Origin of the sequence: Mesorhizobium sp. B2-6-2, from assembly GCF_006440615.1 — a bacterium.
Classification (GTDB): Bacteria; Pseudomonadota; Alphaproteobacteria; order Rhizobiales; family Rhizobiaceae; genus Mesorhizobium.
On the sequence record NZ_VFUG01000027.1, the window covers coordinates 40,783 to 53,999 of the forward strand.

A 13,217-nucleotide genomic window follows, 5' to 3' on the forward strand; every position below is an offset into this window, starting at 1 on the left:
GAGGAACTAAAGAGAGAGGACAAGAATGGTCGGCGCATCGAAGACGGAAGCGGGAGGCGGCCCGATCCGCTATGGCATGGTCGGCGGCGGGCAGGGCGCCTTCATAGGCGCGGTGCATCGCATCGCGGCGCGCATGGACAACGACTTCGTGCTGGTGGCCGGCGCGCTGTCATCGGATCCGGCGCGGGCCAAGGCATCGGCCGAAGAACTCGGGCTCGATCCCGCGCGCAGCTACGGCTCCTATGCCGAGATGGCCAAGGCCGAAGCCAAGCGTCCCGACGGTATCGAGGCGGTGGCGATCGTGACGCCAAACAACGTGCATGTGCCGGCGGCGAAAGCCTTCCTCGAGGCAGGCATCCACGTCATCTGCGACAAGCCGCTGGCGACCTCGCTGGCCGAGGCGAAGAAGCTTGCCGCCCTGGTCGAAAAGACGGGCAAGGTGTTCGTGCTGACCCACAATTACACCGCCTATCCGATGATCCGGCAGGCCCGAGAGATGGTGGCCAAGGGCATGCTCGGCGACATCCGCATCGTGCAGTCGGAATATCCGCAGGACTGGCTGACCGAGGACCTTGCCGCCACCGGCCAGAAGCAGGCCTCCTGGCGCTCCGATCCGAAACAGGCAGGCGCCGGCGGGGCGCTCGGCGACATCGGCACGCATGCCTATAATCTGGCTCGCTTCGTCTCGGGACTTGAGCTCGACACGCTCTCAGCCGATCTCGACGCCTTCGTGCCGGGGCGGCAGCTCGACGACAATGTCAACGTCATGCTGCGCTTCAAGCCGGTCGGCAAGGCGCATCCGGCCAAGGGCATGATCTGGGCCAGCCAGGTGGCGCCCGGCCACGAGAACGGGCTGAAGCTGCGCATCTACGGCTCCAAGGGCGGGCTGGAATGGGTGCAGGCCGACCCGAACTATCTCTGGTACACGCCGTTCGGCCAGCCGAAGCAGCTTTTGACGCGTGCCGGCGCGGGCGCGATGCCCGTGGCCGCGCGCGTCAGCCGCGTGCCGTCCGGTCATCCGGAGGGCTATCTCGAAGGTTTTGCCAACATCTATCAGGAGGCCGCGCGCGCCATTCGGGCGGCGCGCCGGAAGGGCGGCAAGCCGGCTAAGGATGTGGTCTTCCCGACGGTCGCCGACGGCGTCGAAGGCATGGCCTTCATCGAGGCCTGCGTGAGGTCGTCGAAGAAGAATGGGGCGTGGACGAAGCTATAGGGGTGACGATATTCAGGTGAGGCCGGCCTGCAAACGGCGGCTTCCTGCGCTTCCGGTGCTCACGTACGAAAAGTACGCTCCGCTCCGGTTCTCGGAAGCCGTCGTTTTCGACTCGGCCTGACCTGAATCTCGTCACCCCTCGGCCGAAGATGATGAGGGGGTGTCGATGAAAATCGGCATGTGCATGTTCTTGTGGACGACCAGCGTCTCGAAGAAACACGAGGCGTTGCTCAAGGACATCAAGGCGACCGGTTTCGACGGCGTCGAGATACCCGTCTTCGTCGGGATGCCCGACGACTATAAAAAGCTCGGCGCGATGCTCGATCGCATCGGCCTGGAGCGCACCGCTGTCTCGGCCATGGGCGATCCGGCGATGAACCTGATTTCGCCGGACGCCGCCACCCGCAAGGCCGGCATCGACTATATGAAATGGGCGATCGACTGCAGCGCGGCCCTCGGCGCGGACACGCTCAGCGGGCCGCTGCATTCGACGCTCGGCGCCTTTTCCGGCAGTGGGCCGACCGCGGCCGAGAAGAAGCGCTCGGTCGCCTCGCAGCGCGCCATCGGCGACCATGCCGGCAAAAGGGGCTTGACCATCGGGCTGGAAGCGCTCAACCGCTTCGAATGCTATCTCGTCAACACCATGGCCGACCTGTCGGAACATGTCGACGCGATCGACCGGCCGCACATCAAGGCGATGTACGACACGTTTCACGCCAATATCGAGGAGGCCGATCCGATCGGCGCCTATACGAAGCATCGCCGCAATGTCGTTCATATCCACATTTCGGAGAACGACCGCGGCGTGCCGGGGCGCGGCAACATCCCGTGGAGGGAGACGTTCTCCGCCATCCGGAAAAGCGGCTACGACGACTGGCTGACGATCGAATCCTTCGGCCGCTCGCTCAAGGATCTGGCGGCGGCGACGAAGGTGTGGCGCGATTTCGCCGAGAGCCCGGAGGCGGTTTATCGCGAGGGGTATCGGCATATCAGGGACGGGTGGAAGAGGGCGGCTTAGGGTGCACCGTCCGACGGGCGTCGCGATCCTTCGCGCCCCCCTCTGTCCTGCCGGACATCTCCCCCACAAGTGGGGAGATTGGCGGCTTCGGCGCTCCGCTCAATCCTGTTACGTGGGCGATTGGCGAAAGCCGCGATGACGGCTGATCTCCCCCCAAGTGGGTCCCAAGTGGGGGAGATGCCCGGTAGGGCAGAGGGGGGCGCTGTCCCGCCGACCTCTCCTTAGAAGCAGCAGTCCAACTAGCCCTGCGCCGCCTGCAGCCGATTGTAATCATGCAGCGTGCGGCTCAGCCTGCGGCGCAGGAAGTTCGAGATGTTGTCGAAGATGAAGACGACGAGCAGCGTCAGCAGCACCATGTAGAAGACGTTGGCCCAGTTGGAATTGGTGCGCATCGCTTCCCACAGCTTCAGGCCGATGCCGCCGGCGCCGACGGCGCCGATGATCGTGGCGCCGCGGGTGTTGGATTCCCACTGGTAGAGCGTCTGGCTGATGAAGACCGGCACCACTTCCGGCAGCACGCCGTAGCGCTGCACCAAAATGCCGTTGGCGCCGGTCGAAAGCACGCCCTCGCGCGGCTTGTCGTCGATGTTCTCCAGGGCCTCGGAATAGGTTTTGCCCAATGTGCCGATCTCGGTGAAGAAGATCGCGGCACTGCCGGCCAGCGGCCCGGGGCCGAAGGCGCGGGTGAAGAACAGCGCCCAGATCAGCATGTCGACCGAGCGCATGAAATCGAAGAAGCGCTTCAGCACCTGGCCGAGCAGCCCGCTCGGCGTGATGTTGCGGGCGGCGAAAAAGGCAAGCGGGAAGGCGACGATGCCGCCAAGCAGCGTGCCGAGGAACGCCATGACGATGGTCTGCAACAGCTTCGTCCAGACATCGCCATGCTGCCACTGGGCGTTGTTCCAGATGTTGTCGGCAGCCAAGGCGAGGTTTGAGGTGCCCGGCTTGAGCTCTGGCCCGGAGGCGATGAGCGAGATGACCTCGCCGGCTGATTTGCCGAAGAAGGGCGAGCGCGTGTCGAAGACGAAATTGGCCCAGCCGAGAAAGCGCTTGCGCACCTTGACGCGATCGACGGTGACGCGCACCTCGCCGACAAAGCCCATCTTGGCGACGATCTCGTCGTCGTGGACGGTCACCCAGTCGGGCACCGGACCTGTAACCACCGGCTTGCCGCCGGTCAGCGACACCGGCACCATCTGGCCGTTGGCGACGATCGTTGCCCTGACCTTGTCGAAGGTGACGGACTTGTCCCGGTCGTCGATCAGGACGGTGAAGGTGCCGTCCGGATTCTTGATCACCCAGTCGGGATCAGGGTGCTCGCCGAGCGCCGAGAAGCGCGGATATTTCGGCGTGATCTCGGGCTGGTCGAGGCGGAATTCCGGCTGTAGGTCGTAGCTGATCCATTGCGACAGGAAGAGCGGCAGGCGCTCCCAGTGCGACTCGCGCAGCACCTGCGGCAGGCTGAAGAACCACAAGGCATAGGCGAGATAGAGCACCGTGCCGGCGATCAGCAGCAGCGGCCAGAAACGCTTGTAGGCCGGCCGCTGGAATATCTGCGGATGGCGGTCTTCGATGGCGCTCAGTTCAGAGGCGGTCATGGCCATAGCTTACTCTTTGGTCCTGACCATGATCTTGTCCGAAAACCGGCATCTATTTTTCGCTAACGCGGTCCTTTGGTTCGGGATCATGGTCACGCGCTCATCAGGAAAGCCTGCTCGCCGACGAGCTTGCGGCGCAGCCAAGCGGAGAACTGGTCGACGAGGAAGATGGTGACGAAGAGCAGCAGCACCATCGCCAGCGTCTTGGCGCCGAAGCCGCGTGAAATGGAAAGCTTCAGCTCCTCGCCGATGCCGCCGCCGCCGACCGCGCCCATGATGGTCGAGATGCGCACGTTGATCTCGATCCGAAGCAGCGTATAGGACATGAAATTGGGCAACACTTGCGGCAGGTCGGCGAAACGCACGCGCTCGAACCAGTTGGCGCCGACAGCGCGCAGGCCCTCTTCCGCGCGCATGTCGATGTTCTCGTTGATCTCGTAGAACAGCTTGCCCAGCGCGCCGATCGAATGCAGGCCGATGGCGATGATGGCGGCGACCGGGCCGATCGAGACGATGGCCGCGAACAGGCCGGCAATGACGATCTCGGGGAAGGCGCGCAGCAATTCCATGAAGCGCTTGACGATGAGCCGCAGGACCGGGCTCGGCGTCAGGTTGCGCGCGGCGATGAAGGAGAAGGGAACGGCTAAGACGAAGCCGATGAAGGTCGAGACCAGCGCCACGTTCACCGTGGTCAGCATCAGCTCGAAATATTCGGGGATGTAGAAGCCGCCCCAGACATAGACGCGGCCGAGCGGGAAGTTGAACTCCTGCGTGCCCTTGTCGTTGGGCGAGGCGATGTCGAACAGGGCGCGCCAGACATCGTTCCAGTCCTTCGGGACCAGCCAGCTCAGGAAATCGAGGATGTGCGGCAGCCGGTCGAAGAAATGCCCCGCATTGGCTTCGTCGGCGAACCACATGGTGGCGCACATGGCGACAAGCAGCAGGCCGACGCCGAGCGCGGTGTAGAAACGTCGCAGCGAGGTCTGGCGCCGCCAGGCGTCGGCCTGCTGGCGGGTGGCGTCGGAATGAAGTGTCGCTGATGTCATGATCGGGACATGCAAAAAGGGCGGCGTCGCCGCATCGGCCCGAAAATCGAAATCCCGATCTTCGGAAAAAGCCGATGCGGCCATTCAATGTGCTAAAGCGTACTTTGTGCGTCCAACTGGACGCACGCCGCTTTAGAGGAAGCCGCCGCCCTTTCTGATCTTGCCGTCAGCCGCCGATGGCGGCTTTGCGGGCTTCGACGATGACGCTGTAGAAGTCAGGCTTCACCGGGACGTAGCCGGTGAAATCGCCACCCTCGACGCCTTCGAAGCAAGCCTTGTCCTTGGCCGGCAGCGCGGTGAAGAAAGCGGTGAGCTTGGCGGCCATGTCGTCGCCGAGCGCGGTGCGGACAACCAGCGGGCCGTTCGGGATCAGGCCCGAGCGCCACACTTCGACAAAGTCGTTCGGGTCGACGGCGCCCTTGGCGACTTCCTTGTGGAAGGTGCCTGAGGTGTAGCCGTTCTTGAAATCGCCGATGCCGGAGGAATCGTCCACCGCTACGTCGACCTTGCCGTCGCGCACGGCCAGCACGTTGTTCTCGTGGCCGCCGTTGAACTGGGTCGAGGCGAAGTAGGTTTCGTTGGAAGCGCCGGTGTCCTTCGGAATCTGGGTCAGCGGGATCAGATAGCCGGAGGTCGAATCCGGATCGGCATAGCCGAGCTTCTTGCCCTTGGCCGACTTGATGTCGGTGATCCCCGAGGTCTTCAGCGCCAGGCCGATCGAGAAGTAGCCGGTCGAGCCGTCGGTCTGCTTGGTGGTGAGGATCGGCGTGACCGCCTTCGGGTCCTTGAGATAGACGCTGGCATAGCCGGAAGCGCCGAGCTCGGCGAAGTCGAGCGTGCCGCCGAGCAGGCCCTGGATGACGCCGTCATAGTCGGCGGCCGGGAACAGCGACACCTTTTCGAAGCCGAATTCCGACTTCAGGTGATCGGCGAGGCACTGGTAGTTGCGCAGGCGGTCGGTCTCGTTCTCACCGCCGAGGATGCCGACGCGGAATTCCTTGACGTCGGCGGCATGCGCGGCGCTGGCCGCCATGGCGAGCAGCGAAACCGCCCCAAAAACCATCTTCCTGAACATTTTGTCTCTCTCCTGTTGCTCCGGCTGCGCGCCGGCGGCGTTCTGATTTTTCAAGTCTTGCCTTTGACGCTGGCGGGCGATCCGGGTTGCTCTGCTGAAATCCACGATTTGCCCGCACCGGCAGGGGCCGGGACGGTGGACTCAGTAGCCAGGGAAGGCTGGTTCGAGCGGTCCGGCGGATGCGATGATCTTCGGCTTGATGGTCACGCTGGTCGACGTGATGGCTTCCGAGATCTCGGCGCCGCTGGCATCGGCGCCGTAGACGGTGCGCACGGCATCGCGGTCGAGGTCTTCCGGAGCGCCGTCGAAGACGACCTTGCCGGCGGCCATGCCGATGATGCGGGTGCAATAGGCGCGGGCAGTGTCCAGCGTGTGCAGGTTGGTGACGACGGTGATGCCTTCGCGCAGATTGATGTCGCGCAGGGAATCCATCACCACCTTGGCGTTGAGCGGATCGAGCGAGGCGATCGGCTCATCTGCCAGAATCACCTTCGGCTGCTGCATCATGGCGCGGGCGATCGCCACACGCTGCTGCTGACCGCCGGACAGCGTGCCGGCCGGCTGCAGCGCGGTGCGGGCGATGTCGAGGCGCTCGAGCGCGGCCACCGCCTCGGCGCATTCGGTGCGCGTGAACATGCCGAGCAGGTTGGAAACCGTCGAGCGATGATTGAGACGCCCGAGCAGCACGTTGGTCAGCACGTCGAGGCGCGGCACGAGGTTGAACTGCTGGAAGATCATGGCGCAGTCGCGCTGCCATCGCCGCAGCGGCGAGCCCTGCAGGCTGGAAACCTCCGCGCCCTCAAAAAAAATCGATCCCTGGCTCGGATCGATGAGACGATTGATCATGCGCAAAAGCGTCGACTTGCCGGCGCCGGAACGGCCGATGATGCCGACCATCTGGCCGCGCGGGATCGAGATGCTGATATCGCTGACGGCGGTGTTCTTGCCAAATCGTCGGGTTACGCCGCGGATATCAAGCGTGGCCGATGATGCTGACATACCAAAACTCCAGTCCGTCGCGCTTTGCAGGTCTGTTAACCTTCGCTAGCGCAGGCCGATGAAGCTGGGGTGTCGGATTGATGTCAGTTTTGTTACGTCCACAGGCTTGGAGATTTAACCAAGCACCAGCAATTCCTCGAAGTGCTTCATGTCCTTGAAGCTGCAGAAGGCCGGCGGCCTGAGCTCGATCACAGGAGCCTCGCGTTCGAGGAACGACAGGCAGTCATCGAACAGATCTTGCCAGGCCGCGGCTCGCTCGTCGGCGAGACGGCGGATCTGATAGGCGAAGGTGATGTGGAAGACATAGGCGTCGTGGTCCGGATGGCGGTAGCCGAACGGCACCGACAGCGCGTCGCGCCACAGGCGCAGGATGCGCTCGTCCTCAGCGGAAGCACCGGCAACCGTAAGGCCGTTCGGCGTGATGCCGACGGTCTTGACGCGGAAGGATGGACAGGCCTCGAAGTCCTCCAGGCGCTGCAGATAGAGGCCGGTCATGTCGTCGATGCTGGTGTCGAGCGGCAGGTCGGAGGGCCAGTAGGGGAGCCGGCGCCGGTACTCGATGATGCCCTGGAACAGGGTCATGTGCAGGCTGGAGATCGGCGTGAAGGCGAGGCGGTCCGCGTCGGGCATGGCGCGGATGCGCTCGCGCACCTCGATGATCGCGGCTTGCGAAGGCGAGCCGCCGACAAGGTGACTGACGACCGTGTTGCCGGGTTCGGGGAGGAAGTTGCCCGAGCTGTCGTAACGGGTGCCGAGATGCACCGGCGCTGTCGGGTTGGAGCCTTCGAAAAATCCGGCTAGCGGGGGGCTGACTGTGGCGAGCATCGCGATCTCCTTGGGGAGATGGCGTCCTGTCCGAGTCATGTGTCAACGGTGTGAAGGGTGAATGGTGAATGGTGAGAAAGAAGGCTTCGTTGCATTCACTATTGACCATTCACCATTCACCGTGCCTAGCCGCCATGCTTCTCCAGAAATGCCTCCGCCGACAGCTCGCGGAAATCGTCGAGCGCGGTCCGCAGCCTTGCATGGTCCCAATCCCACCAGGCTAGAGCCTGGTAGCGCTCGGCGGTGCGGCGATCGAAGCGCTCGCGGATCGGCTTCGCCGGCACGCCGCCGACGATTGTGTAGGGCGCGACATCCTTCGACACCACGGCGCCCGCGCCGACGGCCGCGCCGTCGCCGACGGTGACGCCGGGCAGGATGGTCGAGCCATGGCCGAGCCAGGTGTCGTGGCCGATCGTGACGCGTTTGGCGCGGCGCTCGGCGAAGAACTCGCTTTCATGCTCGGCGTCGTCCCAATAGTCCGATGCGCGGTAGGTGAAGTGATGCAGCGTCGGACGCCATGTCGGATGGTTGGTGGCATTGATGCGCACGCTTGCCGCGATGTTGGAGAACTTGCCTATGGTTGCGCACCACACGGCGCAGTCCTGCATCATGTAGGAATAGTCGCCGAGCTCGCATTCGGCGACGCGGCTGCGCTCGGCGATCTCGGTCCAGCGGCCGAGCGTCGAGTTTTCGACCTGCGCCGTCGGATGGATCAGCGGCACCTCCGAAAGCTTCTTCATGCGGCGATCTTTCCGGCGGCGAAGGCGGTGACGTCGATGACGCGATCGGCGACAGCCTCGCGGACATCGAGGTCGTGAAAGATGCCGAGCAGGGCGACGCCCGCCGCCTTCTTGGCGGCGATAAGCTCGACCACGACATCGCGGTTCTTCGAGTCGAGCGAAGCGGTCGGCTCGTCGAGCAGCAGGATCGGATGCTCGGTGATGAAGCCGCGCGCGATGTTGACGCGCTGCTGCTCGCCGCCCGAGAAGGTGGCCGGCGGCAGCGCCCAGAGCTTTTCGGGCAGATTGAGCTGCGCAAGCAAGCTGCGTGCTTTTTCCCGCGCGCCTTCGCGATCCTCGCCGCGCTCGACCAGCGGCTCGGCGACGACGTCGAGCGCGGAGACACGCGGCACGGTGCGCAGGAACTGGCTGACATAGCCGATGGTATGGCGGCGCACGGAAAGCACGGTGCGCGGGCTGGCGGAGGCGAGGTCGATCAACCCGCCGCCATGCTGGACGATGATCTGACCTTCATCGACGGCGTAGTTGCCGTAAAGCATCTTCAGGATCGAGCTTTTTCCGGCGCCGGACGGGCCGCCGAGCACGGCGCATTCGCCGGCGCGGATCGAGAAGGAGACCCCCGCCACCACCGGCAGCGTGACGCCGTCGCGCAGATGCATGGTGAAGCTTTTGGCGACATCGGAGACAACGAGAGGAGTGGCCATCATCACACCTGCAGGATGGAAGAAACGAGAAGCTGCGTATAAGGCGCGCGCGGATCGTCGAGCACGCGGTCGGTGAGGCCGCTTTCGACGACGCGCCCGTCCTTCATCACCATCATGCGCTGCGACAGCAACCGCGCCACGGCGAGGTCGTGGGTGACGACGATCGCAGCAAGCCCAAGATCGGTGACCAGCCCGCGCAACAGGTCGAGCAGGCGCGCCTGCACCGAGACGTCGAGGCCGCCGGTCGGCTCGTCCATGAACACAAGGCGCGGGCCGGTGACCAGGTTGCGGGCGATCTGCAGGCGCTGGCGCATGCCGCCGGAAAAGGCGCGCGGCTCGTCGTCGATGCGGTCCTCGTCGATCTCGACGCGTGACAGCCAGTCGACGGCGGTGGCGCGGATCTTGCCGTAGTGGCGGTCGCCGACCGCCATCAGCCGCTCGCCGACATTGGCGCCGGCAGATACCGTCATGCGCAGGCCGTCGGCCGGGTTCTGGTGGACGAAGCCCCAGTCGGCGCGCATCAGGAAGCGCCGCTCGGCCTCGCTCATGCGGTAGAGCTCGCGCCATTGGCCGTCGCGCATGCGGTAACTGGCGGTGCCGGAGGAAGGCAGCAGGCGGGTCGACAGGCAGTTGAGCAGCGTCGTCTTGCCGGAGCCGGATTCGCCGACCACCGCCAGAACCTCGCCTGGCCAGAGGTCGAAGGTGACGTTCTCGCAGCCGACGCGCGAGCCGTAGAATTTGGACAGCGCTGAAACGCGCAGCAGCGGTTCGTCGGTCATTCTGCCGGCTCCTTTGTTTCAAGGGCGAGATGGGTTTCCGGCGCAAGGTGGCCGTGATGGCCCTCTTCGCGGCGCTTCTCGCAATAGTCGGTGTCGGAGCAGACGAACATGTGGCCGCCACGGTCGTCGAGGATGACCTCGTCGAGATAGACATTCTCGGCGCCGCAGAGCGCGCAAGGCTGGTCGAAGGTCTGGACCTCGAAGGGATGGTCCTCGAAATCGAGGCTGACGACGTCGGTGAAGGGCGGCACCGCATAGATGCGCTTCTCTCGGCCGGCACCGAACAATTGCAGGGCCGGTGAGCGATGCATCTTCGGATTGTCGAATTTGGGTGTCGGCGAGGGGTCCATCACGTAGCGGCCCTCGACCTTGACCGGATAGGCATAGGTGGTGGCGATGCGGCCGTGCCTGGCGATGTCCTCGTAGAGCTTCACATGCATGAGGCCGTATTCCTCCAGCGCATGCATCTTGCGCGTCTCGGTCTCGCGCGGCTCGAGGAAGCGCAGCGGCTCTGGGATCGGCACTTGGAAGACCAGCACCTGGCCCGCGGTCAGCGGATGCTCGGGGATGCGGTGGCGGGTCTGGATGATGGTGGCGGTTGCCGTGTCGGTGGTGACGACGACCTTGGCGACCTTCTTGAAGAAGGCGCGGATCGAGACGGCATTGGTGGTGTCGTCGGCACCTTGGTCGATGACCTTGAGCACGTCATCCGGGCCGATGATCGAGGCGGTGACCTGCACGCCGCCTGTGCCCCAGCCATAGGGCATCGGCATCTCGCGCGAGGCGAAGGGCACCTGGTAGCCGGGAATGGCGATGCCCTTCAGGATGGCGCGGCGGATCATCCGCTTGGTCTGCTCGTCGAGATAGGCGAAGTTGTAGGTGGCGATCTCTGTCGGTTGCGCGGTCATTCCGCGGCCTCCCTCTTGTCTTCAGCCTTGTCCTCGTTTTCCCGCGCCTCGTATTCGGCGCGCATGCGGCGCACGAGGCCGAGCTCGGCCTGGAAGTCGACATAATGCGGCAGCTTCAAATGCTCGACGAAGCCGGTCGCCTGGACATTGTCGGAATGCGAGATGACGAATTCCTCGTCCTGCGCGGCGGCGACGACATCCTCGCCAAGCTCGCTTGCGCGCAGCGCCCGGTCGCAGAGCGCCATCGCCATCGCCTTGCGCTCGCTCTGGCCGAAGACCAGGCCATAGCCGCGGGTGAACTGCGGCGGCGCCTTGGCCGAGCCCTTGAACTGGTTGACCATCTGGCATTCGGTGACGCGGATGGAGCCGAGCGGCACGGCGAAGGGTAGCTCCGGCACGTCCAGTTCCAGCTCGACCTCGCCGATGCGTATCTCGCCGACGAAGGGATGGTTGCGGGCGTAGCCGCGCTGCGTCGAATAGCCGAGCGCCAGGAGAAAGCCTTCGTCGCCGCGCGACAGCGCCTGTAGGCGGATGTCGCGCGCCATCGGGAATTGCAGCGGCTCGCGCGTGATGTCGCCGGGCACGTGGTCCAGCGGCATCTCGCCATCGGCCTCGATCAGGCCTTCATGGGCGAGGATCGCCGAAACGCGCGGCATGGCCTCCGGCTCGGCCGGACGCTGCGCCGGCATCTCGACCTCGGCGTCGGCGGCGAATTCCGGATCGAGCAGGCGGTGCGTATAGTCGAAGGTCGGGCCGAGCACCTGGCCGCCGGGCAGATCCTTGTAGGTGGCCGAGACACGACGCTCGACCTGCATGGCGCCGGTGTCGACCGGATTGGTGTAGCCGAAGCGCGGCAGCGTGGTGCGGTAGGCGCGCACCAGGAAGATCGCCTCGATCATGTCGCCGCGCGCCTGGACGACGGCAAGAGCCGCAAGCTCGCGGTCGTAGAGCGAGCCTTCGCTCATCACCCGGTCGACGCCGAGCGCCAGCTGCTCGACGATCTGGTCGAGGCGCAGCGCCGGCACCGAGCGGTCGCCGCGGCGGCGGTCGGCAAGCAGGCGATGCGCATTGGCAATAGCGGCTTCGCCGCCTTTCACCGCGACATACATGTCATGCCTCCATCGTCTTGATGCGGGTGGTGCGCGGCAGGCAGGCGAGGTTGCCGGGCGCCGCCAGAATGATGTCGACGCCGCGCGGGAAACGCTGGTTGTTCTGCTTCCACTGCTCGACGAAATGGCGCGGCATGCCGGGAGGCGCGATCATCGACGTCTTCTCGATCCCCGGACCTTCGAGCAGCAGCGACGGGCCCGAGGCAAGATCGTCGATCAAGAGGATCAGCGTCGTCGAGCGGTCGGGATATTCCTGCGTGCCTTGCGCAAAACCGTCGAGCGCCGCCATCTCCTTCGGATTGGCGATCAAGGCGAAATGCGCGTCGGCCGGCGTGTTGGCCGAAGGCGCGCCGGTGTGAAAGCCGAGCCAGGCCTTGACCGCGGCTTCGGCCTGCAGCGGCGGATCGAGCCAGACCGGCGTGTCGTTGTCGCAGAGCGAGAGCGCCACGGCGCCGGCCGTCGCCGGCAGCGGCGCCGGCGGGCGGGCGAGCTGCGGTAGCGGCTGGACAGTGCCGGGGCGGGCCATCGCGTCCATGATGGCGCGGAACACCGCCTGGGCGTTGAAGACCGGCTCCGCGAAGCCGCCGTCGATCGATTGCGTGGCGATATCCATCAGTCCTCTCCGCGCACCATGGTGAAGAAATCCACTTTCGTGGCCGCCGTTTCGACGCGCTTTGTCTCGCGCGCCGCGGCAAGCGCCGCGCGCAAGGGCGCGGCGAGCTTTGTCTCGACCGCTTCGCGGTGCGCCGGGTCCTGCCACAGCGCGTCGGCGATCGCCGCAAGCTTGGCCTTGCCCTTGTCGCGGCCGAGCGCATAGGAGTGGCCGACCTGGCCGGAGGGCAACCGCACCGTGGCGCGGGTGACCGTCGCCTCGCCGACATTGAACGGCGCGCCGCCGCCGCCGATCCGCCCGCGCACCGTCACCAATCCGGTTTCAGGACCGCGCAAGAGCTCGGCCTCGGGGGGCAGGCCCGACTCGTTCCACAGGCGAGCGATCTCATCGGCCGCGGCGTGCGCCAGCGTCGCCATCAAGGCCTTCCGCCCGGCCTGCTCGCGCGCTTCCTGTCCTCGCATGGCATCGCTCCTTGCATAGAGAAAATTTGTCTATTGATATAGACAACTATACAAATTATACTCACTTGGTATCGGGAGTCCATGACGGGTGGATGACAACGGGTGCAAAAGTTGGGGTGGGGACGTTGG

At 65.0% G+C, this 13,217-nt stretch carries 14 protein-coding genes; 2 read left to right on the forward strand and 12 right to left on the reverse strand.

Annotated elements, in window-relative coordinates; translation table 11 throughout:
- Window positions 1-25: 25 nt before the first annotated feature.
- On the forward strand, window positions 26-1,213 hold the full coding sequence (locus tag FJ419_RS29050) for a Gfo/Idh/MocA family oxidoreductase (RefSeq protein WP_140700663.1): 1,188 nt from the start codon (window positions 26-28) through the stop codon (window positions 1,211-1,213).
- Between the two features lie 166 nt (window positions 1,214-1,379).
- Window positions 1,380-2,231, forward strand: coding sequence for a sugar phosphate isomerase/epimerase (locus FJ419_RS29055; RefSeq protein WP_140700664.1), 852 nt, complete (start codon window positions 1,380-1,382; stop codon window positions 2,229-2,231).
- A gap of 239 nt (window positions 2,232-2,470) precedes the next feature.
- Here FJ419_RS29055 and phnE (FJ419_RS29065) read toward each other — a convergent pair whose 3' ends face one another.
- From phnE (FJ419_RS29065) to phnG, 12 genes are all read right to left on the reverse strand, one after another.
- Window positions 2,471-3,829 carry a phosphonate ABC transporter, permease protein PhnE gene (gene phnE / locus FJ419_RS29065; RefSeq protein WP_246679420.1) on the reverse strand — a complete coding sequence of 453 codons (1,359 nt, stop codon included), beginning with the start codon at window positions 3,827-3,829 and terminating at the stop codon, window positions 2,471-2,473.
- A 92-nt stretch (window positions 3,830-3,921) separates the two neighbouring features.
- Window positions 3,922-4,875, reverse strand: coding sequence for a phosphonate ABC transporter, permease protein PhnE (phnE, locus tag FJ419_RS29070; protein ID WP_140700666.1), 954 nt, complete (start codon window positions 4,873-4,875; stop codon window positions 3,922-3,924).
- A 166-nt stretch (window positions 4,876-5,041) separates the two neighbouring features.
- The gene (gene phnD / locus FJ419_RS29075; RefSeq protein WP_140544502.1) at window positions 5,042-5,950 is read right to left on the reverse strand and encodes a phosphonate ABC transporter substrate-binding protein; all 909 of its coding nucleotides are present in this window, start codon (window positions 5,948-5,950) and stop codon (window positions 5,042-5,044) included.
- Window positions 5,951-6,091: 141 nt separating this feature from the next.
- Window positions 6,092-6,949, reverse strand: a complete 858-nt coding sequence (phnC, locus tag FJ419_RS29080) for a phosphonate ABC transporter ATP-binding protein (protein WP_140700667.1) — start codon at window positions 6,947-6,949, stop codon at window positions 6,092-6,094.
- Between the two features lie 114 nt (window positions 6,950-7,063).
- On the reverse strand, window positions 7,064-7,774 hold the full coding sequence (locus FJ419_RS29085) for a DUF1868 domain-containing protein (protein ID WP_140700668.1): 711 nt from the start codon (window positions 7,772-7,774) through the stop codon (window positions 7,064-7,066).
- A gap of 125 nt (window positions 7,775-7,899) precedes the next feature.
- On the reverse strand, window positions 7,900-8,514 hold the full coding sequence (locus FJ419_RS29090) for a DapH/DapD/GlmU-related protein (protein ID WP_140700669.1): 615 nt from the start codon (window positions 8,512-8,514) through the stop codon (window positions 7,900-7,902).
- On the reverse strand, window positions 8,511-9,218 hold the full coding sequence (gene phnL / locus FJ419_RS29095) for a phosphonate C-P lyase system protein PhnL (protein ID WP_140700670.1): 708 nt from the start codon (window positions 9,216-9,218) through the stop codon (window positions 8,511-8,513). The genes FJ419_RS29090 and phnL overlap by 4 nt, the downstream gene beginning before the upstream one ends.
- A gap of 2 nt (window positions 9,219-9,220) precedes the next feature.
- Entirely contained in the window at window positions 9,221-9,997 is a 777-nt protein-coding gene (gene phnK / locus FJ419_RS29100; RefSeq protein WP_140700671.1) for a phosphonate C-P lyase system protein PhnK, read from the reverse strand.
- Entirely contained in the window at window positions 9,994-10,905 is a 912-nt protein-coding gene (locus FJ419_RS29105) for an alpha-D-ribose 1-methylphosphonate 5-phosphate C-P-lyase PhnJ (RefSeq protein WP_140700672.1), read from the reverse strand. Before FJ419_RS29105 ends, phnK begins: the two co-directional genes overlap by 4 nt.
- Window positions 10,902-12,014: a carbon-phosphorus lyase complex subunit PhnI gene (locus FJ419_RS29110; protein WP_140700673.1), complete on the reverse strand. Its 1,113-nt coding sequence runs from the start codon at window positions 12,012-12,014 to the stop codon at window positions 10,902-10,904. Before FJ419_RS29110 ends, FJ419_RS29105 begins: the two co-directional genes overlap by 4 nt.
- Before the next feature lies 1 nt (window position 12,015).
- Window positions 12,016-12,627, reverse strand: coding sequence for a phosphonate C-P lyase system protein PhnH (gene phnH, locus FJ419_RS29115; RefSeq protein ID WP_140700674.1), 612 nt, complete (start codon window positions 12,625-12,627; stop codon window positions 12,016-12,018).
- Window positions 12,627-13,088, reverse strand: coding sequence for a phosphonate C-P lyase system protein PhnG (phnG, locus tag FJ419_RS29120; protein ID WP_140700675.1), 462 nt, complete (start codon window positions 13,086-13,088; stop codon window positions 12,627-12,629). The genes phnH and phnG overlap by 1 nt, the downstream gene beginning before the upstream one ends.
- Window positions 13,089-13,217 lie beyond the last annotated feature (129 nt).